Source organism: Marinobacter sp. KMM 10035 (genome assembly GCF_046537445.1).
GTDB classification, from domain to species: Bacteria; Pseudomonadota; Gammaproteobacteria; order Pseudomonadales; family Oleiphilaceae; genus Marinobacter; species Marinobacter sediminicola.
Genome location: NZ_JBBVMG010000003.1, coordinates 229596 through 250517 on the forward strand (window position 1 = coordinate 229596; position 20922 = coordinate 250517).

19 protein-coding genes are annotated in these 20922 nt (G+C 53.9%); 4 read left to right on the top strand and 15 right to left on the bottom strand.

All coding sequences use genetic code 11. The features are described from left to right. The first annotated feature begins 94 nt into the window (after positions 1-94). Positions 95-2464: a sulfatase-like hydrolase/transferase gene (locus AADB16_RS16570; RefSeq protein ID WP_410804882.1), complete on the top strand. Its 2370-nt coding sequence runs from the start codon at positions 95-97 to the stop codon at positions 2462-2464. Positions 2465-2562: 98 nt separating this feature from the next. On the opposite strand, the gene AADB16_RS16575 is transcribed toward AADB16_RS16570, so the two are convergent. The 4 genes from AADB16_RS16575 to mpl all read right to left on the bottom strand — a co-directional run bounded on the left by AADB16_RS16575 (position 2563) and on the right by mpl (position 7911). Continuing rightward, the gene (locus AADB16_RS16575; protein ID WP_410804991.1) at positions 2563-4440 is read right to left on the bottom strand and encodes a hypothetical protein; all 1878 of its coding nucleotides are present in this window, start codon (positions 4438-4440) and stop codon (positions 2563-2565) included. Positions 4441-4583: 143 nt separating this feature from the next. Continuing rightward, the gene (locus AADB16_RS16580; RefSeq protein WP_298449742.1) at positions 4584-5723 is read right to left on the bottom strand and encodes an acyl-CoA dehydrogenase family protein; all 1140 of its coding nucleotides are present in this window, start codon (positions 5721-5723) and stop codon (positions 4584-4586) included. An 85-nt stretch (positions 5724-5808) separates the two neighbouring features. After that, positions 5809-6492, bottom strand: coding sequence for a flavin prenyltransferase UbiX (locus AADB16_RS16585; RefSeq protein ID WP_410804884.1), 684 nt, complete (start codon positions 6490-6492; stop codon positions 5809-5811). A gap of 24 nt (positions 6493-6516) precedes the next feature. Next, on the bottom strand, positions 6517-7911 hold the full coding sequence (gene mpl / locus AADB16_RS16590) for a UDP-N-acetylmuramate:L-alanyl-gamma-D-glutamyl-meso-diaminopimelate ligase (protein WP_410804886.1): 1395 nt from the start codon (positions 7909-7911) through the stop codon (positions 6517-6519). 155 nt (positions 7912-8066) lie between these two features. On the opposite strand from mpl, the gene AADB16_RS16595 reads away from it, so the two are divergent. Beyond that, the gene (locus AADB16_RS16595) at positions 8067-9329 is read left to right on the top strand and encodes a 6-phosphofructokinase (protein WP_309044878.1); all 1263 of its coding nucleotides are present in this window, start codon (positions 8067-8069) and stop codon (positions 9327-9329) included. Positions 9330-9413: 84 nt separating this feature from the next. Here AADB16_RS16595 and AADB16_RS16600 read toward each other — a convergent pair whose 3' ends face one another. Further along, entirely contained in the window at positions 9414-9665 is a 252-nt protein-coding gene (locus tag AADB16_RS16600) for a GrxA family glutaredoxin (RefSeq protein WP_298449736.1), read from the bottom strand. Positions 9666-9860: 195 nt separating this feature from the next. On the opposite strand from AADB16_RS16600, the gene AADB16_RS16605 reads away from it, so the two are divergent. Further along, positions 9861-10304 carry a YqaA family protein gene (locus tag AADB16_RS16605; protein ID WP_309044879.1) on the top strand — a complete coding sequence of 148 codons (444 nt, stop codon included), beginning with the start codon at positions 9861-9863 and terminating at the stop codon, positions 10302-10304. Here AADB16_RS16605 and AADB16_RS16610 read toward each other — a convergent pair. Further along, positions 10244-11689, bottom strand: a complete 1446-nt coding sequence (locus AADB16_RS16610; protein ID WP_309044880.1) for an ABC1 kinase family protein — start codon at positions 11687-11689, stop codon at positions 10244-10246. The two genes, AADB16_RS16605 and AADB16_RS16610, sit on opposite strands and share 61 nt — an antisense overlap. Before the next feature lie 344 nt (positions 11690-12033). Here AADB16_RS16610 and AADB16_RS16615 point away from each other — a divergent pair, with 344 nt between their 5' ends. Continuing rightward, positions 12034-13128, top strand: coding sequence for a GGDEF domain-containing protein (locus AADB16_RS16615; RefSeq protein ID WP_410804889.1), 1095 nt, complete (start codon positions 12034-12036; stop codon positions 13126-13128). Here the strand turns inward: AADB16_RS16615 and lipB are convergent. The 9 genes from lipB to nadD all read right to left on the bottom strand — a co-directional run bounded on the left by lipB (position 13107) and on the right by nadD (position 20919). Next, the gene (gene lipB / locus AADB16_RS16620) at positions 13107-13769 is read right to left on the bottom strand and encodes a lipoyl(octanoyl) transferase LipB (RefSeq protein WP_410804891.1); all 663 of its coding nucleotides are present in this window, start codon (positions 13767-13769) and stop codon (positions 13107-13109) included. The two genes, AADB16_RS16615 and lipB, sit on opposite strands and share 22 nt — an antisense overlap. Positions 13770-13774: 5 nt before the next feature. Continuing rightward, positions 13775-14044: a YbeD family protein gene (locus tag AADB16_RS16625; RefSeq protein ID WP_410804893.1), complete on the bottom strand. Its 270-nt coding sequence runs from the start codon at positions 14042-14044 to the stop codon at positions 13775-13777. Between the two features lie 29 nt (positions 14045-14073). Continuing rightward, positions 14074-15255, bottom strand: a complete 1182-nt coding sequence (locus AADB16_RS16630) for a D-alanyl-D-alanine carboxypeptidase family protein (RefSeq protein ID WP_410804895.1) — start codon at positions 15253-15255, stop codon at positions 14074-14076. 47 nt (positions 15256-15302) lie between these two features. Beyond that, positions 15303-16226: a septal ring lytic transglycosylase RlpA family protein gene (locus AADB16_RS16635; protein WP_309044884.1), complete on the bottom strand. Its 924-nt coding sequence runs from the start codon at positions 16224-16226 to the stop codon at positions 15303-15305. Between the two features lie 101 nt (positions 16227-16327). Next, on the bottom strand, positions 16328-17470 hold the full coding sequence (gene rodA, locus AADB16_RS16640; protein ID WP_410804898.1) for a rod shape-determining protein RodA: 1143 nt from the start codon (positions 17468-17470) through the stop codon (positions 16328-16330). After that, entirely contained in the window at positions 17470-19365 is a 1896-nt protein-coding gene (gene mrdA / locus AADB16_RS16645; protein WP_410804900.1) for a penicillin-binding protein 2, read from the bottom strand. The genes rodA and mrdA overlap by 1 nt, the downstream gene beginning before the upstream one ends. A gap of 9 nt (positions 19366-19374) precedes the next feature. Continuing rightward, complete coding sequence (gene rlmH, locus AADB16_RS16650; RefSeq protein ID WP_309044887.1) at positions 19375-19845, bottom strand: 23S rRNA (pseudouridine(1915)-N(3))-methyltransferase RlmH; 471 nt, start codon at positions 19843-19845, stop codon at positions 19375-19377. A 2-nt stretch (positions 19846-19847) separates the two neighbouring features. Continuing rightward, positions 19848-20198, bottom strand: coding sequence for a ribosome silencing factor (rsfS, locus tag AADB16_RS16655; RefSeq protein ID WP_200202042.1), 351 nt, complete (start codon positions 20196-20198; stop codon positions 19848-19850). 70 nt (positions 20199-20268) lie between these two features. Then, positions 20269-20919 (bottom strand): nicotinate-nucleotide adenylyltransferase, encoded by a 651-nt coding sequence (nadD, locus tag AADB16_RS16660; protein WP_309044888.1) that lies wholly within the window; start codon positions 20917-20919, stop codon positions 20269-20271. Between the last annotated feature and the right edge of the window lie 3 nt (positions 20920-20922).

A 20922-nucleotide genomic window follows, 5' to 3' on the forward strand; every position in this document is an offset into this window, starting at 1 on the left:
GCAAACCTGTAAAACACAACATAATTACTTGTCAAATACTAACGTGGACTATACTTCCCAAGCTCTAAATATAATTGGAGAAAGGAGAAGGACCGTGCAAGATAATAATAGAAACATATGGAAGTCCCTATTGATAGTGGCGTGCTTTATCTTGCCCGGCATTTCATTTGCCTCGCAGAATGCAAGTCAGCAACTGGACAGGACTATCCTGCCCATATCAGAGCCAGACCCAAAGCACTACACTGAACTGGATGTGCGCAACACTCAGCCACCACCCCGGTGGGAGGTAACGCCACCCAAAAGCGCACCGAATGTTTTGATCGTCCTGATTGATGACCTCGGTTTTGGCTCAACCTCTACATTCGGAGGTCCTGTTCCTACACCCACGCTGGACAAGCTCGCCCAGAGTGGCCTGCGATATAATAACTTCCATACAACATCGCTGTGTTCACCAACACGCGTTGCACTAAAATCCGGACGCAACCATCACACCGCAAACACTGGCTCCATAATGGAAACGGCCACTGCCTACCCTGGTAATACAGGCCGCATTCCGAACCGTGTTGCACCCTTGGCCGAGATGCTGCGTCTCAACGGCTACAGTACCGGTGCCTTTGGCAAGTGGCATGAAACAGCTGCTTGGGAAACCAGCGTCTCCGGCCCCTTTGACCGCTGGCCAACGCGCCAGGGCTTCGACAAGTTCTACGGCTTCATTGGTGGCGAAACTGACCAATGGTCACCTCTGATCTTTGATGGTACTAAACGCGTTGTCCCGCCAAAAAGGGAGGGGTATCACTTCACAGAAGACATGACGGACCAGGCGATCAACTGGGTCAAGGCACAGCAATCCATGACCCCCGACAAGCCCTTTTTCATGTACTTCGCCACCGGCGCCACCCATGCACCACATCATGTGCCAAAGCCGTGGATCGAGAAGTTTCATGGCCAGTTTGATGACGGCTGGGACGCTGTACGACAGGCGACTTTTGAGCGCCAGAAGACAGCCGGGGTGATACCAGAAAGCACCAAACTCCCCCCTCTCCCATCGGACCTGTCCGCTTGGAAAGATCTACCCGACGACCATAAAAGACTGTTTCGCCGACAGGCTGAAACCTTTGCAGGGTTTGTTGCGCACACCGATCACAACATAGGCCGGCTGATCGATGCCGTCGATTCCATCGGCGAATTGGACAACACTCTGGTTTTCTATATCGCCGGAGACAACGGCACCAGTGCCGAGGGCGGCATGATTGGCATGTATAACGAAATGACCTATTTCAATGGTGTGCAGGAAAAAGTTGAAGATATGCTGCCGCTGATCGACAAGTGGGGCAGCCCGGAAACGTTCCCACACATGGCCGCAGCCTGGGCTGTAGCTTTCGACTCGCCCTTCAAGTGGACCAAGCAGGTAGCGGGTGACTTTGGTGGCACACGTAATGGCATGGTTGTCCACTGGCCTGAAGGTATCAAACAGAAAGGCGGGATGCGCAGCCAGTTCAGCCATGTGATCGATGTTGCGCCAACAATATTAGAAGCCGCCAGCTTACCTGAACCGAAAAGCGTCAACGGCACAAAGCAGGTGCCCATCGAGGGGACCAGCTTGCTCTATAGCTTTAACGATGCGGGGGCAAAAGAACGTCACACCGTTCAGTATTTTGAAATGTTTGGCAATCGAGGCATCTATAAAGACGGCTGGATGGCGCGCACAATTCACCGTGCTCCTTGGCAAACCTCTGACCTTACACCTCTGGAGGACGACGTCTGGGAGCTCTACTACGTGCCCGACGATTTCAGCCTGGCAACTGACATTGCCTCGTCGAACCCTGAAAAGCTTGCTGAGCTACAAAACGAGTTTATGGTTGAGGCGGAGAGGTACCATGTATTGCCCATCGACGACAGAACCATTGCGCGAACGAATGCTGCAATTGCGGGGCGTCCAGACCTGATGGGCGACCGAAAGTCACTGACACTGTACGAAGGTATGGACGGAATGCTGGAAAACACCTTCCTCAACGTAAAAAACCGATCGTTGACCATTACCGCCAATATTGACGTGCCGGAAGGCGGTGCTTCAGGTGCGCTGCTGGTTCAGGGCAGTCGCTATGGTGGTTGGTCGCTGCATATGCGTGACGGCAAACCAGCTTACGAGTACAACTGGCTCGGGCTCGAACGCTATGTCGTGGAAAGCAAAACGCCATTGTCCGAGGGTAAGGCAACTATCGTATTGGATTTTGACTATGACGGCGGCGGTCTTGGCAAAGGAGGCAATGCAACCTTGTCGGTCAATGGCAAGCAGGTTGCCAAGGGCAGAATCGAAAAAACCCAGCCGAATGTATTCTCTGCCGATGAAACGGCCGATGTCGGTTTGGATAACCAGACACCCGTCGCATTGGGTATTGGTTACGGACCAGAGGAAACCCGTTTCACCGGTAAAATTCACGATATCGTAGTAGAAGTTGAATAACGAACTAAAGAGAGAGCCACTGGTGCAGAACCAGTGGCTCTAATATCGGCACACGAGAATGCCAATTCACTCTTCACGACCTTTCGAGCTATCCGTTATTACAGCTGATCCACGAGGTATTGAGAAAGGTTTTTGTACTTATACTCTATCCATGCATAAGCACCCGACAGCGATTCCTCGAACGATCGACCACAGGCCTGGTTAGGGCTGTAGTTTTTGAGATAAGCCTTCTGAATAAGATTTGGTGTACCTCCGAGCGGGGTTTCACTGGATCTTGGCGGGTAGTACATCGTCCACTCGAAACCACCATCGGCATCGACGTTACCAAGCCCGGACATTTCCGGCGCCAGGAAGCCGTATCGCAGGAGCCGAACCTGCTCACCCCGGGTATCAAACTCCAAGGCAAGCCCTGTAAATGCGGCAGGCTGGGGCTCATGGCCATAGAAGTCATAGTCTTGAAACCCCGTAACCACATGCGCGGCCGTCACAGGGTCAACTTTGTCGTCGATCGCACAGCTTTGGAAAACATCGCTGTATACCAACGACTCCACCTCCACCCCCTCTTCCTTTAGTTGGTACCCAGGAAAGCCTTCAAGAGCATTAGTCCGCTCTGGCGTGAGTGTTCGGGTAATCGTACCGTTTTGCTGGGGAATCCTAGCCTCCAACTGCGCCAACTTCCCACCACTATAACTCCAGCTATACGCTACCTCGGGCTCGCCCCCCAGCTCAGTCGATCCCGCCTGAATCCCCTCAAGCAGGTGACAGGCGGTACCGGTTTCAAACGTTGCTTTGCGTGCCGCCCAGTCAAACACCAACCGTTCATCGACACCTGGATTGTCGTAGGCAATTTTACTCTGAGGCGACAGCGACGCTGAAGGCAACCACTGGGTACCGAGATGAGCCATATACCCATTTACACTGATCAGCCTGGCAATCTCTTGCATCGAAGGCGTAAGACACCCCTCTGAACTAATAGTTTGCAGTCGCCCATCCTCGCTATATTCAAACATCAGTTCTGCGGAAACCATCAAATTCGAACTGTTCGTAGGGAGCTCATTCGATTGCCTGGGCTGAGCATAGATGCGCTGACTTGTCAGCAGTACCGGGTCACTTAACTCCAACGGCACCAAGGGTAATTCAAGCTGGTCGACGTCCACGTTTGCGTAGTTGCCTTGAGCAGCCGAATCTACAACGGCAATGACATCACCGGCATTCTGCAACAGGGAAATCCCAAGAAGGTAAGCCCCCTGCGGGCTGAGCAGCCGCTCCTTGCCATCGCTTTCAGGCCGAGCCAGTGCATCGTTATAGTCATCCGGGAATTGGCTAGCAGAGAAGCGCGCCAAGGCCTGCGCGTATGCGTGAGCCTTATCATCTTTAGCCAGGACATAATCCCGCAGCAAGTTGATACCTTCGAAGCCCGATAACACGCTATTTCCGGAACCCGACAGCAAGCCCGCTGTTGTGAGCCTGCGATAGCGTGCCAGAGTCGTCAGAGGTGAGATATTACTCACACCTGGCGCGGCAGATAGCAAGAACGCGCGAGCAACCGGTACGTCTCCGATGCGTGTCTGCTCCACTGTCTTGCCGGGGAGCGCCAGCGCATACAAAGGAAAAGCCCGAGAATCTATATTGGGGCCGATCTTTGGATCAACCATCAGTTCCGAGATATCAATCGAGAACTGCCCATCTTCGCCACTCATGGCGGTAGGCTCTCCAGAAGGCAGGGTAACTATGCGGCCGGATGCAAGCTCATATTCCATGGGCCCCGGCGTATACTGGCTATCGCCGTCCATATCCAACCATACCCGGGCATTTTTCAGGTAACCGTCTATCACCCTTCCGGTATAGGGTGCAGGATCGCTGTATTGCACACCGTCGAAATTACGGCCATCGACAGGCAGCTCATCGGATTCATTGCCGCAACCGGCAATGGCGAGAAAAAGTACGGAAACAGGCAGGAAAATAAGGGGCTTCATCACGGCAACCATTTATCCTTGTTAGAGGTTGTGCCGTTACTTTAGGGGATGTGAAGGCTGGAGACCTTGATAGGTTTGGCAATCTGTAAAGTTAAGTAACAAGAAAGCCCCGGGAACTGGCCCGAGGCTTTCCTTAGCTTGATTTAAAACGCGCGGGCAACAATCTCTTTCATGATTTCGTTGGTTCCGCCGTAAATGCGCTGAACCCGTGAATCAGCCCAGGCGCGGGCAATCGGGTATTCCCACATATAACCGTAGCCACCGTGCAACTGAACACACTCATCCATTACTCTGCACTGCAGATCGGTGGTGTACTGCTTCAGCATAGCCGCTGTTGGGATATCCAGCTTTTTGTCCAGGTGAAGTTCCAGGCAACGGTCGGTGAACACTCGGGCAGCCGTGATTTCTGCTTTCATCTCAGCCATTTTGAAGCGAGTGTTCTGGAACTTGATCACCGGCTTGCCGAAAGCTTTACGCTCGGTCACGTAGTCCAGAGTCCACTGCCAGGCGGCTTCTGCGGCAGCAATTGCCGTAATACCAATCTGCAAGCGCTCGGCAGGAAGCTCCATCATCAACTGCATAAAGCCCTGCCCTTCCATCGAGCCGAGCAGATTCTTGGTCGGAACTTTCACATCCTGGAAAAACAGCTCAGAGGTGTCCTGGGCCTTCATGCCAACCTTGTTCAGGTTCTGGCCTTTCTGAAACCCTTCCGAGTCGGATTCGACCAGCAGAAGACTGATACCTTTGGCGCCCTCCTTTGGATCCGTTTTGGCGACAACGATCACCAGATCAGCCATCTGCCCGTTGGTGATAAAGGTTTTTGAGCCATTCAGTATGTAGTTGTCACCATCCTTCAAAGCAGTGGTTTTCACCCCCTGAAGATCAGAACCCGCACCGGGCTCGCTCATGGCGATAGCTGTGATCATCTCGCCAGTTGCCATCTTGGGCAGATAGTGCTTTTTTTGTTCTTCGGAACCGTGATTCAAAATGTAGGGTGCAACGATATCGGAGTGCAGCGTCCAGCCAATGCCCGAAAGCCCGGCCCGGGAGACCTCTTCCATGATAACCGCACTGTATCGGAAATCAGCGCCTACACCGCCGTATTCTTCAGGCATGGTGGGGCACAAAAAGCCCAATGCGCCTGCTTTCTCCCACAGTTCGCGGCTCACCTGGCCATCTTTTTCCCACTGCTCGTGGTAGGGCGCGGCTTCTTGCTCAAGAAATTTCCGGACAGAGTCCCGGAAGCCGTCAAGGTCTGCGTCGAAGAGCGTGCGTGGAATCATGGTAAACCTCGGTCAGTGAACAATGTTGTAATTAACGTTCACCAAGTCTCTTCTTGCAGGCGGGTTTGCTCAATGGTTAAAACCATCAATCCTGCTGGCCAAAACCATCGTTGCGACTTATTTTGGCGCTCACCCGAGCCTCCCCCCAGCGCGGCATCAAGTCTTGCGGCAACCCCAGATGATCAAGAATTCGAGCCACGATAAAGTCCACAAGATCCTCTATAGATTCGGGACGGTGGTAGAACCCGGGGCTGGCCGGCATGATCACTGCCCCCATTTGGGTAAGCTTCAGCATGTTTTCCAGATGAACTTGCGAATATGGCGATTCGCGGGTAACCAGAATCAGTTGGCGGCGCTCCTTAAGCGCCACATCGCCAGCACGCTCAATCAGGTTGTTACTGGCTCCAGTGGCAAGTGCCGATAGCGTTCCCGTACTACAGGGGCAGACCACAAGTGGTGCTTTCTCTCCTGAGCCGGAAGCGGGCGGGGAAAACCAGTCTTCACGCCCAAATACCAAAACTTGCCCCGGCTTTGCTGACGCGTATTCTGTCAGCACCTTTTGGATTGCGGACGGGCTTCCCGGTAGCTTCAGGTCGGTTTCAGTCGCAATAACAATTTGCGCTGCCTTGCTGATCATTACATGCACTCGGCAGCCCGCTGCCACGAGGCATTGCAACAAACGCAGGCCATACTGGGCACCGGAGGCTCCGGTGAACGCCAGATTTATGGTTCGAGCTTTCGACAAACTATCGGGTATGTTTTGGGTCAACGAAATAACTCCTTATACACCGGGTCAACCATGGACTCGTTCGATTTCGGCTACGAGCTTTCCATGAATACCACCAAAGCCACCGTTACTCATGATAACGATGTGGCAAGGGCTGGGCAGATCTGCCATTACACGCTCAATCAACCCCTCTACGGTGGATTCTACAAGATGCTTTCCGGATTCAGGATTGCCGGACTGCCACTCTGATACCAACTCAGGCAACCAGTCCATAGTGTTCAGGTTGGCCCAATAGACCTTGTCGGCCAAAGCGGCACTCGGCAGCAACGTATGCTGATGAACACCCTGCTTCATCGTATTGGAGCGAGGCTCAATAAGAGCGATTATCGGTTCCTCGCCCACTTGATTACGCAGCCCATCCAGCGTTGTTTCTATGGCTGTTGGGTGGTGGGCAAAATCGTCGTACACCTTCACGCCATTAATATCCGCCAGCAACTCCATGCGACGCTTTACACCAGAGAAGCGACAGAGTGCAGCCACTGCATGATCGGGCGTTACCCCTACATGCTTCGCAGCAGCAATGGCTGCGAGGGCGTTACGAACATTATGCATACCCGTTTGATTCCACTTCACCACCGCAACGGGCTGCTCATGGTGAACCACCATAAATCGGCTACCATCCTCGGATAACAGTTCGGCACGCCAATCAACCGATGCGGCTGTTTCGCTACCGATAGCCATATCCTGAACCGGGCTCCAGCATCCCATATCAAGGGCTTTATCCAGGTGCTCATCCAGGCTTGGGCGAATAATCATGCCCTGGGAAGGAACCGTGCGAACCAGATGATGAAACTGTCGTTCAATCGCCTCTACGTTTTCAAAAATATCGGCGTGATCAAACTCAAGGTTGTTCAGGATCAGGGTATGAGGGCGGTAATGAACAAACTTGGATCGTTTGTCGAAGAAAGCACTGTCGTACTCATCAGCTTCAATAACAAAAAAGTCGCTATCACCCAGACTGGCTGAAACCGGAAAATCTTTTGGCACGCCGCCCACCAGATACCCGGGTGCAAGCCCCGCCTGATCAAGAACCCAGAGCAACATAGCTGTGGTGGTAGTTTTGCCGTGAGTGCCGGCAACCGCCAATACCCAACGATGCCGCAGGACCTCTCTCGCCAGCCACTCCGGGCCAGACATATAATCGATATTACGGTTAAGTACTGCCTCAACCTCAGGGTTACCCCGGGACATGGCATTGCCGATCAATACAAGGTCCGGCTTGGGTTCAAGGTGTTCCGGGCTGAAACCTTCCATCAGGCTGATGCCCTGGGCCTCTAGCTGCGTACTCATGGGTGGATAGACACCCTGATCGGAACCGGTAACTGTGTGGCCGAGCTCCCTTGCCAATACCGCAAGGCTTCCCATAAATGTGCCACAAATCCCCAGTATATGAATGTGCATTCGCCGTCTGTCCTCTGCGTTGAAACCCGACAAGCCTCCCGTATCCATTCGGTGCCGTCAAGCGCATTGCTATCCGCACTTCCTGCCATGAAAATTGCGCGCATTTGACGTATCATCTGCACCATTGTTGAATCAACTGGAGACTCCACCCCGAGATGGCCATCAAGAACGCATTTTACGCTCAGTCTGGCGGTGTTACCGCTGTAATCAACGCGAGTGCCTGCGGGGTCATCCAGACCGCCCGTAAGCATTCGGACAAAATCGGCAAAGTGTTTGCCGGTCGCAACGGCATTCTGGGCGCGCTGTACGAAGAGCTGATCGATACCAGCCTCGAAAGTGATGAAGCCATTCAAGAGTTGATCCACACCCCGGGCGGCGCATTCGGATCTTGCCGCCACAAGCTGAAGAACATCTCGGAAAACCGTCGGGAATACGAGCGTCTGATCGAAGTATTCCGTGCACACGATATCGGCTACTTCTTCTACAACGGCGGTGGAGACTCCCAGGATACCGCCTACAAGGTCTCACAAATTGGCGAGAAGATGGGTTACCCCATTACTTGCATCGGTGTGCCAAAAACGGTCGACAACGACCTGCCGTTTACCGATTGCTGCCCGGGCTTTGGCTCTGTAGCCAAGTACATTGCCACATCTACGCTGGAAGCCAGCCTGGACATCAAGTCCATGTGCGAGACGTCCACCAAGGTATTCATTCTTGAAGTAATGGGCCGCCATGCGGGCTGGATTGCAGCTTCCGGTGGTTTGGCTGGCCAGGGCGAAGGTGAGCCGCCCCACATTATTCTGTTCCCTGAAATCCCGTTTAACCGCGAAGCATTTTTGGAGCGGGTCGATTTCTGCGTGAAAGAATACGGTTACTGCGTAGTCGTTGCGTCAGAAGGCGCTCAGTATGAAGACGGTCGTTTCCTTGCGGATGCCGGCGCCAAAGATGCCTTCGGCCACACTCAACTCGGTGGCGTAGCGCCAGCACTGGCGAACATGGTCAGGCAGGCTCTGGGGCACAAGTACCACTGGGCGGTTGCAGATTACCTTCAGCGCAGCGCTCGACACATTGCCTCTGCAACCGACGTTGAGCAGGCTTACGCGGTTGGCAAAGCGGCTGTGGAAATGGCTCTGGCTGGCAAGCAGGCGGTTATGCCTACAATTGTTCGCGAGAAAGCAAAACCATACGTATGGTCGATTGGCGAAGCTCCACTTAGTGAAGTCGCTAACCAGGAAAAGAAAATGCCGATCCACTACATTACGGATGATGGCTTCGGCATTACACAAGAGTGCCGCGACTACCTGCTACCTCTGATCGCCGGCGAGAACTTCCCTCCGTTTGATAACGGCCTGCCGCGGGTTGCGAAGCTTAAGAACACTCTCGCGGAAAAGAAGCTGAAAACCGACTTTCAGCTCTGATTAATGCTCGGCCCATTCTGTGCCGTTAAAAAAAGGCTCTGCAGGTAACTGCAGAGCCTTTTTCATTAACAGAAGCGTGATTTACTAAACCTTTCCCGCTTCCAACTCACGTACGTACGCCGAAAATTCGTCATAACCACCAATGTAGGTTTCGCCCACAAGAATTTGAGGCACGGTATGAACGGCACGGCCAATTTTGTCGGCAATATCTTCCTTGGTCATTTCATGCTCGATCATATCAACCCAAATGTAAGGCATATTGCGAGATTCACACAGGCTTCTTGCACGCACGCAAAACCCGCAGCTTGAACGGCCGTATATTGTTACTTGTTCCATAAACGCCTCCAAAAAAGTTACCCCTGAACGACTCCAGGGTAGTTACAAGGGGTATAAATAAACCTGAATTCATGATGACATGATTGAGGGAATTTAAAAAATTGAAGCTCTAAATAACCGCTATAGTAACGGGTCATACTTAGTAGGGTTTAACAGGGCGAAAGCACAAACACCCATCACCTTAAGGACAACTCTGTGGTTTACCTGACGTTATTTCTGACCTCGTTCGCAGCGGCCACTCTGTTGCCTGCCTATTCGGAGATACTGACAGGCACGCTGGTTGTCCAGGGTTATCCCATGTGGTGGCTGTGGTTCTGGGCAACACTGGGCAATACATTGGGGTCTGTGGTGAACGGCATCATCGGCAGGCAGGTGGATCGTTTCAAACACAAGCGCTGGTTCCCCCTAAGTGAAACGCAGCTGCACAAGGCCAGAAACAGTTTTAACCGCTATGGCCAGTGGTCTTTACTCTTGGGCTGGCTGCCCCTGGGCGGTGACGCACTGACGCTGGTTGGCGGCATTATGCGAGTGCCCTGGCTCAATTTCATTGTGCTTGTAGGTATCGGTAAAGGTGTACGTTACGCCTTTGTGATCTGGTTGGTCGCTGAAGCATCGGGCATATCATCACCGCCGCCATAGAGGTACTTGCGCAACAAGGGCTCGCCGTTGAACTCCGAGTGCAGCACAGCAATAAAGGTGTACACCCCGATAAGCTTACGGTTGAGGAACACGAATTCCTTAGGCGGCACGCGGAAGTAACGGCTTATGGCGGAACGTGCCGCTTGCCGCGCTACCCGTGATGGCAGGTCACTTTGTTTCCAGCGGTACTCACCTTTGCTGTTTACTGCGTAGTCCGGCCAATTTACGTGATCACTCGATAAGGGCTCCAGTACCGACATACACACTTCGCCAAACTTCTCCAAAACTTCTTTGGGCCAGTCTGTGCTCATGAAGCGCAGTTTTACCCCTCCATCGATCACCGATTCCAGGTCATTTTCATAGGAAGCACGAATCATCTGGATAATCGGGTCGAGAAATTCGCTGGTGTAGGATTGCACCGCGCCAAAGTCCAGCAACACGATTCGATCATGCTCCACACCTTCCCCGCTTTCTCCAGCAATGCGAATACGGTAGTTGCCGAAGTTGGGGTCTGTCTGTATCTCACCCCATACAAACAACTCCCGGAAGAACAGCTCAAGCGCGGCTTCTCCCAGCGCACTACGGCGCTCCAGTGACAGCTCCTTTACCACATCCGCACTCACCGAATGGCCATGCTCATAGGTAGACGCAATCACCTGCGCACTGGAATACTCCGGCAACACCCGGGGAACCACAAACCGAGGATCGCTCTTGAGCATTTGGCGAAACTTCTCTGTGGTGCGCGCCTCGAGATGGTAGTCCACCTCCCGGTGCATCATCTGTCGCACCTCTTCCAGCCAGTCCTCAAACTCCGGCCCGAAGCTCACCAACCGAGCCACTCTGAGTAGCTGAGCCACCGCATTTAAATCGCTATCAACCGCATCGGCAACACCCGGATACTGAACCTTGAGCACCAACTCCAGTCCATCGCTGCGCCGCAAAGCACGGTGCACCTGCCCCAGAGATGCTGCCCCAATAGGCTCAGGGTCTATATCCAGCTCAGCAAACTTGTCGCTGCCCAACTCAGCTTTGAGTACCCGCTCAATAGCAGGCCACTCCAGAGAGGTAGTCTGATCCTCCAGCGTATGTAAAGCTTCCGTGACCTCTTCGGGCAAAAAATGCTCGCCATAAAGCGCCATCACCTGGCCAATTTTGACCACACTGCCTTTCAGCCTCCCCAGCTCTTCCACCAGAAGGTGGGCTTGCTTGGACAGCATGGCGCGGTGGCGTTCATCCCGCTTATCCTTGCTGCTGAACCAGTTTGTAGCCATATGCGAAGCGACACGCGTTCCGGCAAAGAGCCCGGCGCGAGTTAGGCTCAGCCGGCGCTCAAAGCTGCCGGTCTTGATACGGGAGACTGAATTACCTGACTGTCTGGATGACATGTATGACCTGTCCGGATCTGAGAATTTACTAACCCTGAATGGCTCTCTGATTAGCACTCTAAACGTAACAGCAGTGGGTGTCTCGTGTCATTATACGGATACTTCAGCCACCCGACCTCTCCGATTCGACCCATGTTTTGCGGCTTGCCGGCCATTGTTCATCCATGCTCGTCGGTTTATACCTGCTCTGATACCCATACAGTCTGGCCATCGCCGAAGTAGTTTGCTGTCAGCCTCTGGCTAGTTTTACGTTTTGACACAACTCCGGCTCTGAATACGGTCTACTATTGGATGGACACGGAATCAAACGTGCTGATAATCATCAATAAGATCCAGTTCACTCTATGTCGAATATTGCGCCTGATCCTCCTGCAAATGAGCACTCTCAGCTCCGAGTGTCGGGTGAAATTCCAGTCCCGGTTCTGATTAACTGGCTGAGTATTACAGCAGTGCCATTGCTTGTTTTTTTTGCCTCTCGGTCTGTCGAGCAGGGCGAACACCTGTCGGCGGGTCTGCTCATAGTATTTGCCGTTCTGATGATCACCAATCTGCTGATTTACACTGCGTTTCGCCACAAAACCTTTCAGCGACGCGCGTTTATTGGTCTGACCACCACCGTATTTATCTATGTGTCAGTCAGCGCGTTAGAGAATGGCTCAGCGATTATCTGGCTTTTTGCCTACCCACCCATCATTTTTTACATCAGCGATGCGCGGTTTGGTGTTGGCGCCTGCCTCTTCGGATTTACGGGGGTTATGCTGCTGTTCTTCAGCCCGCTTGCAGACCAATTACTGAATCTGCCCTATAGCACCAGCTTCCGGATTACCATGGTTGTAGCCCTCGGCTTTGAAATGATCACTTGCTACATCCTTGATCGGAGCCGGCGGCGCAGCAAACTTGGTTTGCTCGCGCTGGCCCAGGAGTTCGAGTACGCCGCCAAACATGACACGCTCACAGGACTGGCAAACCGCCGAGAAGCTTTGGCGCAACTGGAAGCGGAATACGAGCGTTACCTTCGCACCAGCAGGCCATTTTCCGTGCTACTGGTGGACATCGACCTGTTCAAGAGCGTAAACGACACTTACGGTCACCATGTAGGTGATGAGCTGATTGTGCTGGTTGCTAGAACATTACATGAAGGAGCCCGAAAACTGGACACTACCGCTCGCTGGGGAGGCGAGGAATATCTGGTATTACTACCAGAAACCGACGCAGATGGGGCGGTGCAGATTGCCAACAGGATTCGTGAATCAATCGCTGAAAAAGCTGTGATGGTGGCTCACACAGAAGTGCACTGCACTGCCAGCATTGGCGTCGCAAGTATCAAGGGGGCGGAGTCTATCGACAAGCTTCTTCAGCGTTCAGACGAAGCCCTGTATCGTGCAAAAGCGCTCGGGCGCAACCGTGTTTGCGTTCATCAGTCCCACGAACCAGCCTGATCCTCCCAGCCCTTCCGGTAACTCACTGCAGTATCGCCCAGCCCTGCAACGAGCTGCGCTGCCAGCCGCTGCTCAATATCATCAATTGACGCCGAGGCTGCAAAGTCACTGGTTTGGCACATGGCTAAACCTGAATAACCGCAGGGGTTAATCCTCCGAAACGGCTCCATGTCCATATCCACATTCAGTGCCAAGCCGTGGAACGAACAGCCACGACGAACTCGCAATCCGAGGGAGGCAATTTTTGCATCACCCACGTAAACACCCGGCGCATCCGACCGAGGTTTTGCGACAATATCAAGCTCGGCAAGCGTGCGCACTATACCCTGCTCAATAATGTCGACCAGCCCCCTCACGCCTATCTTGCGACGGGTTAACCCAATCATCAGGTAAACCACCAGCTGGCCAGGCCCGTGATAGGTCACCTGTCCACCACGGTCCACCTGGATTACCGGAATATCACCCGGCGCCAGAATGTGTTCTGCCTTGCCGGCCTGGCCCTGGGTGTACACCCGGGGATGTTCCAGGCACCAAAGCTCGTCATTCGAGTCGTCGCCTCTTTCCGCCGTGAAGCTTTTCATGGCTTCCCAGGTTTCCAGATAGGGCTGTTGCCCTAAAGACCTGACAATCAGATCAGGCATGGCATTTACAACACCATGTGAACGCGGCCGCTGGCCTTGAGATCCTCAAACAAGGCCTTTAGCTGTGGTTCGCCGGTCGCCAGAATATTCAGCCGTACCGAGCAGAACCGACCTTCCCTGCTGTCTTTTACCGAGATATCTTCTTCTTTGATTCCCGGAGCGTGCTGCTCAACAACCGCTACCACAAACTCTTTGAAATCCGGTGCGGCATCGCCAATCACTTTGATGCCGTAATCACAGGGAAACTCTATTTTTGGCGCTTTCGGCTCGCTCATGCCGCTTTTCTCCCGGGCTCAACTCGCCCTTACTGGAATAACTGAACAAAAAACAACTTGACGGCGTCCCAGATGCGCTTGAACAAACCGCCTTCAGGAACTTCCGTCAGCGCGAGCACTGGTTGGTCGATCAGTACTTCGCCATTAAAGGACACCTTCACACGGCCGAGCTCATCGCCGGCACGAATCGGTGCCTTGATCACTGAATCCAGATCCACGCTGGATTCCAGGCTGTTGCGGGACCCGCGGGGAATGGTCACGTAGGCATCTTCAAGCATGCCCACCGAAAGCTTGTCCGACTGACCGCCCCATACCTTGGCTTCAATCAGCTCTTGACCAGCGCGGAACAAGCGCTCGCTTTCATAGTAGCGAAACCCGTAGTTCAGCATTTTCTGAATTTCCTGAGACCGCGCCTCAGAACTGCTGGTTCCCATCACTGTCGCAATAAAGCGTGTGTCGTTGCGCTTGGCTGAAGCAACTAGACAGTACCCTGCCTCTTCAGTATGGCCGGTTTTGAGCCCATCGACACTTTCATCGCGCCACAGCAGGCTGTTGCGGTTTGGTTGACGGATATTGTTGTAAGTAAAGTGCTTCTCCGCGTATATCGGGTAGTTCTCCGGGTAATCATTAATGATCGCACGGGCCAGAACAGCCAGATCATAAGCGGTGGAAAAGTGATCGGCGGCAGGCAGACCAGTGGCATTCTGGAAGTGAGTATCCTTCATGCCCAGGAGCTGAGCTTGCTGGTTCATGATATCCACGAACGCACCCTCACTGCCTGCAACAAACTCCGCCAGCGCAACAGAGGCATCGTTACCCGACTGAATGATTACGCCTTTGAGGAGATCCTCTACGGATACGCTGGTGCCCTCCTTGATAAACGTACGGGAGCCCTCGGTTTTCCATGCCTTAACGCTGATAGGAACCATGTCGGACATGCTGATCCGGCCTTCGTCCAGCTCCCGCTCAACAATGTACGCTGTCATCATTTTGGTCAGGCTGGCCGGCGGTAAGCGCTCGTTACTGTTCTCCTCCATGATGATTCGACCACTTTTCGGATCCATCAGCACGTAGGAACTGCCAGCAATTTGCGGCGGCGAGGGAATCAGTACTGTCTGTGAAGCTGACTGACCTGATACCGTCAGCATCAGCACAAACGCAAAGATTGCTGAAACAAAAGAGAGTGAGCGAAAAACTGATTTTAATGCCATGGGTCCATTCGTTCGTCGTTAAGTGTGTTTTTTGTGTGATCTGACGATTAGTCAGAATCGGTCAGCACAATTGATTGCGCAAATCCTTCAGCTTCCAAAAGGCTCTGTGTTTTTCGTGCTGTGCCTTCATCCTGAAACGGCCCAACCTGAACCCGGTGAAAGCGCCCTGAGGCTGTGTCCACTGCGCGCACTCGCACAGAGTTACCACCCAAAGAGCTACCGAGCATATCCATGGCGCGGGTCTGTAACTTTTCTGCCGGGTCGCGACTGCTAAAGGAGCCGAGCTGAACAAACAGTCCGCCGCCCTGCCCGTCAAATGCGGTGCCAGCAGTTTGTGTTTGCACTGGACTGCGCCTCTGCTGCCCGTCCAGCGCAAAGGGCTGACCAGCCAGGAACATCCTGCCGTCTGGCTTCACTGTGATGGATGCTACTTCTACGCGTGCCGTCCCACGAGACTGATAACCCAATTTCTTGGCCGCCGCGTAAGACAAATCAATGAGGCGGTCGCCGTGGAACGGCCCCCGATCATTAACCCGGACAATCACAGATTGGCCGTTATCCAGATTGGTCACTTTTGCATAACCCGGAATCCGCAGCGATTTATGGGCGGCAGACATTTCGTACATATCAAACGTTTCGCCGTTAGACGTTTTGTGGCCATGGAATTTTTCGCCATACCAGCTTGCGGTTCCGCGAGCGACATAGCCGTCATTGCTGTCCATTACTGTGTAGTGTTTGCCCCAAACTGTATAAGGGGATTTGTTCCCCGCCCTGACGGGAGCCTGATATACGGGCACTGCATCTGACAAGCCCGAGGCATCAAAGTTTCCTGTGGGCGCCCGGTCCTGAGTAATCGTGTAGCGTGATGAATGATCGGTGCCGTTTGGCGCAGGCGTTGGGGCTGAAGCGCAGCCGGCAAGAGTTACTGCCGCCAAGCCCAACAGCCATAACCCTGAGCGATAAAATGTCACTGTACAGATGCCCTCTGAAATATGCGCTGCCGAATAGAAGTTACAGCTCTCGCGATCATTGTAACGGGTTCGCGGCCCCTATCACCATTACCGGCCTGACATCAGGCCGAGATCATCCTGCGGTGGGTATGTATGGACATCAGAATACCAAACGCCGCCATCAGGGTAACGGTTGATGTTCCACCATAGGACACAAGCGGCAAAGGGACCCCGACCACTGGTAGCAGACCACTCACCATGCCGACATTGACAAACACGTAGATAAAGAAGGTCATGGTCAACGCACCCGCCACAAGACGGCTGAACGAATCCTGAGCGGTAACGGAAATAAAAAGGCAGCGCAAAATAATCAGGAAGTACACACTGAGCAACAGCAGAATCCCAACAAACCCGAACTCCTCCGCCAGAACTGCCACTATAAAATCCGTGTGGCTTTCCGGAAGAAACTCAAGATGCGACTGGGTGCCCTGAAGCCAGCCTTTGCCATCAAAACCGCCCGAACCAATAGCAGTTTTGGATTGAATGATATTCCAGCCCGCACCCAGCGGATCGCTCTGCGGGTCCAGCAGCGTCAGCACTCGCTGCTTCTGGTAATCGCGCATTCCGAAAAACCACATCACCGGCGCCGCGACAGACACCATGGCCAAAAATGCGCCTATGAGCTTCCAGCTCATGCCGGCAAAAAACACCACGAACAGCCCCGCCATTCCCACAAGAAGCGAGGTCCCGAGATCAGGCTGCCTCACGATCAGAAGCATCGGGAGCAACACAATTACCAGACCGACGCCAATTCGAGACAGCCGCGGTGGCAAGAAGTGGCGAGACAGATACCAGGCGGCCATTATGGGGACAACCAGCTTCATCAACTCAGATGGCTGAAACCGTGGCAAACCCGGTAGTGCCAACCAGCGCTGCGCACCTTTCGCGCCCACACCCATGAACAAAACAGCAACCAGGCCCGCGAGCCCGAGAATATAGAGCCAGGGCGCCCAGCGCCGGAAAACAGAAGGATCAAGCTGAGCGAAAACCAGCATCACTACAAACGCGATGGCAAAGCGCACGCCCTGTGCTTTAACAACATCCAGGTTCCGATCAGCTCCGCTATACAGCACGAAAAGGCCACTGGAAATCAGGGCAATGAGCAGGAAGAGAAGAATCGGGTCCAGATGCAGGGCAGACCACAGGCCTTTCGGGCGACCAAGAGGATTGCTGGCGGTTGAACTGAACACTTCCCGGGGGGCCATCAAGGTGTCTCACTTTGCGAATCGGTTTTGCTGATGAGGGAACCTGCAGCGGCAGAAAACTCCAGTATCCAGGCATCGAACAGAGCCCGGGCCACAGGGGCTGCGGTGCTACTGCCACCCCCGCCGTTTTCAACAATCACAGCAACCGCAATCTGTGGGTTTTTGACCGGCGCAAAACCAACAAACAGAGCATGGTCGCGCAATCGTTCCCGCACCTCCTCGGCGTCGTACTCTTCATCTTCTGCAAGGCTGAATACTTGGGCGGTGCCGGTTTTTCCGGCCATGCGGTAAGGAGCTCCGCGGCCTGCAGCGCGGGCGGTGCCCCTCACTCCATGCATCACTTCGGCCATGGAGTCGGCTATGAATTCCCAGTCACTCGGGTTTTTGAGCTGTAACGGCTCGTGGGTTTCGGAAGGCAAAAACTCGTCTGCGGAACGGTCACCCTGGATATCTTTCAGCAACCTTGGCTCTACCCACTCGCCACGGTTGGCAATCAGCGCAGTGGCTGTGGCCAACTGCAGTGGCGTAGACAACATAAAGCCCTGCCCTATACCTAGATTGACCGTGTCTCCCGGATACCAGGGCTCATTACGTGTGCCTCTTTTCCAGTCCGGGGAAGGCAAAATGCCGCTTAAAGCGCCAGACACATCGAGAGTCGCATCCTCGCCAAAGCCGAAACGAGCCAAATAATCGACCATGGTGTCCACACCCATTTCGATAGCCGCTTCATAAAAATAGACGTCACAGGACTGCGCCATTGCATAGGTCAGATCAACCCAGCCGTGGCCGCCCCGCTTCCAGTCACGCCAACGGCGACCTGCCGAATTGATTTGAAAGTGCCCGGGATCCCAAATGGTGTGATCCCTTGTGACCGCCCCACTATCCAGAGCCGCAATCGCCAGCATGGGTTTAAGCGTAGATCCTGGAGGGTACTGCCCTCGCAAAGCTCGATTAAACAGGGGCTTGTCTTTGCTCTCACTCAGCTCACGATAGTCTGCCACACTGATACCGGTCACAAACTGGTTGGCATCAAAGCCCGGTACGCTGGCCAATGCCAATATCCCACCTGTTGCAGGCTCGATGGCGACGATAGCCCCCCGGCGACCGTCAAGGAGCTCATGGGCCCGCGCCTGCAAACGCAAGTCCAGATGCAGCTTCAGGTCCTCACCTGGCACCGGATTTTCGCGCTCAAGAACTCTCAGAGTGCGGCCCCGCGCATTGGTTTCTACGTGCTGGTAGCCAACCCTTCCGTGCAAAAGCGCTTCGTAAAACCGCTCAACCCCGGATTTCCCTATGTAGTTGGTGCCAGCATAATTAACCGGGTCTATCCGTTGCAATTCGTCACGGTTGATTCGTCCGACAAACCCCAGCGCATGAGCCGTCAGTTCACTATGGGGGTAATATCGAACCAGTTCGGCCTCAACCTCTACGCCCGGCAGCTCGTGCCGGTGTACCGCCAGACGAGCAATCTCATCTTCGGTCAGGTCGTAGCGCAGCGGAATCTCCTGAAACGGGCGGCGAGGCTCGCGTAAGCGGCGTTGAAACCGCTCCAAATCCTCGTCGGATATATCAAGAATACTGACAAGCTGCTCAAGCGCAGCACCTGTATCGCCAACACGTTCCGGCACTACAGTTACGCTGAAGACGGGGCGATTTTCCGCCAGCAAAACCTGGTTACGATCGTATACAAGACCGCGGGGGGGCGGCACAGACTGGACCTGCACGCGGTTTTTATCAGAGAGGGTGGTGTAAATATCATGCTCGACAATCTGGAGCTGATACATACGGGCAACAAGCACTGACAAAAGGAGGAATACCACCACCAGCATAACAGTAACACGACGCTGGAACAGTCTGCGCTCGGCGGCAGTATCCTTGAATTCACCCCACGGCATGGATGTTTCCTAAGCCCGGTGGTACGGGTGGTTACGGGTAATCGACCAGGCTCTGTATAACTGTTCTGCCAACAGAATCCGAACCAGGGGGTGAGGCAAGGTAAGAGGGGAAAGAGACCACTGCTGATCTGCGCGCTGACGGCAAGGGTCGGCCAAACCATCAGGCCCACCAACAAGAAAGCTCACATCCCTTCCGTCTTGCTGCCAGCTTTCCAACTGGCTGGCCAGCTTTTCGGTAGACCAAGGGCGCCCTGTCACTTCCAGCGCGACCACTCTGTCTTTAGGACCGGTTGCTGCCAGTATCGCGTCGCTTTCACGCTGCATCAGCCGGGAAATATCGGGGTTCTTGCCACGATGAGGCATGGCAATTTCTACCAACTCAAGAGGCATTTCCGGAGGCATACGACGAGCGTAGTCGTCGTAGCCCTTACTGACCCAGTCGGGCATCTTTTGCCCCACACAGATCAGGCGCAGTCGCATGATTACTCGCTGCCCTCAGCCTCGACATCCGGCGCGTCACGCCAGAAGCGTTCCAGATCATAAAATTCACGGGTGGCGGGGAGCATCAGGTGTACAACCACGTCGCCCATATCCACCAGAATCCAGTCGCTGCCGCCACCACCTTCCACGCTATTGACTCGAACGCCCTTCTCTTTGGCGTCAAGGACAACCGAATCCGCAAGGGATTTAACGTGACGATTGGATGTTCCGGATGCCAGAACCATAAAATCGGTAACGCTGGTACGGTCCCGCACATCAACAACGCTGATGTCTTTTGCTTTCACATCTTCAAGTGCATTCACTATCAGATCTTTGAGTTGCTCTGCCTGCATAATTACCCTGTTGTCCGGGTGCCGGCCGGAATGGCCACCCGAAAAGTCATTTTCGATGGCGATTGTAGCACTAAAAGTTCTTTACGGGGCATGCCCCGTAAAGCCCCATACGTTGAATCTCCGCCAAGACCGCATCCGGAGCCAGATAACGGGGTGACAGGCCACGGCCAATCCGGTCACGGATGCCGGTTGCTGAAATATCCAGCCAGGGCGGATTCAGGTTAAGAATCTTCCCGGCGGCACTGCGGTATAGATCTTCGGCGTTACCAACACTGCGCTCCTCAAGCAGCCTGGCTGGCTCATCTTTCGGATCCAACGCTATGCCCGGACGCTGCACAACAATAATGTGAGCCAACTCAGGAATTTCCCGCCACTCATTCCAGCGATCAAGGCCGGCAAAGGCATCTGTACCTAAAACCATAGCCAGCGGCACCTTGGCACCCAACTCGCTGCGCAGTTGGCGCAAGGTATCCGCCGTGAAGGACGCGCCTCCCCGGCGCAGTTCGCGATCGTCAACACTCAAGCGAGGCTCACCGGCAATCGCCAACTCAAGCAAGCGCAACCGTTGCTCGGCTGTCGCTCCTGTCTCACCCTTATGCGGGGGAATATGACAGGGCATCAGACTTACGGGCACACCTCGAAGCCGCTCGCTAACCTCCAGTGCCAGGCGCAGATGCCCATGGTGTATCGGATCGAAGGTTCCACCATAAATCACATGCATCAG

Bases quoted from the DNA above. Each gene is read 5' to 3' on its own strand.
- rsfS (WP_200202042.1), bottom strand. From the start codon at position 20,198: ATGCAGGCAGAGCAACTCAAAGATCTGATAGTGAATGCACTTGAAGAT.
- mpl (WP_410804886.1), bottom strand. From the start codon at position 7,911: ATGCACATTCATATACTGGGGATTTGTGGCACATTTATGGGAAGCCTT.
- AADB16_RS16630 (WP_410804895.1), bottom strand. From the start codon at position 15,255: ATGGCATTAAAATCAGTTTTTCGCTCACTCTCTTTTGTTTCAGCAATC.
- AADB16_RS16625 (WP_410804893.1), bottom strand. From the start codon at position 14,044: ATGAGCGAGCCGAAAGCGCCAAAAATAGAGTTTCCCTGTGATTACGGC.
- AADB16_RS16580 (WP_298449742.1), bottom strand. From the start codon at position 5,723: ATGATTCCACGCACGCTCTTCGACGCAGACCTTGACGGCTTCCGGGAC.
- AADB16_RS16600 (WP_298449736.1), bottom strand. From the start codon at position 9,665: ATGGAACAAGTAACAATATACGGCCGTTCAAGCTGCGGGTTTTGCGTG.
- lipB (WP_410804891.1), bottom strand. From the start codon at position 13,769: ATGCCTGATCTGATTGTCAGGTCTTTAGGGCAACAGCCCTATCTGGAA.
- mrdA (WP_410804900.1), bottom strand. From the start codon at position 19,365: ATGCCGTGGGGTGAATTCAAGGATACTGCCGCCGAGCGCAGACTGTTC.
- AADB16_RS16575 (WP_410804991.1), bottom strand. From the start codon at position 4,440: ATGAAGCCCCTTATTTTCCTGCCTGTTTCCGTACTTTTTCTCGCCATT.
- rodA (WP_410804898.1), bottom strand. From the start codon at position 17,470: ATGGCCCCCCGGGAAGTGTTCAGTTCAACCGCCAGCAATCCTCTTGGT.
- AADB16_RS16595 (WP_309044878.1), top strand. From the start codon at position 8,067: ATGGCCATCAAGAACGCATTTTACGCTCAGTCTGGCGGTGTTACCGCT.
- AADB16_RS16615 (WP_410804889.1), top strand. From the start codon at position 12,034: ATGTCGAATATTGCGCCTGATCCTCCTGCAAATGAGCACTCTCAGCTC.
- AADB16_RS16610 (WP_309044880.1), bottom strand. From the start codon at position 11,689: ATGTCATCCAGACAGTCAGGTAATTCAGTCTCCCGTATCAAGACCGGC.
- nadD (WP_309044888.1), bottom strand. From the start codon at position 20,919: ATGCATGTGATTTATGGTGGAACCTTCGATCCGATACACCATGGGCAT.
- rlmH (WP_309044887.1), bottom strand. From the start codon at position 19,845: ATGCGACTGCGCCTGATCTGTGTGGGGCAAAAGATGCCCGACTGGGTC.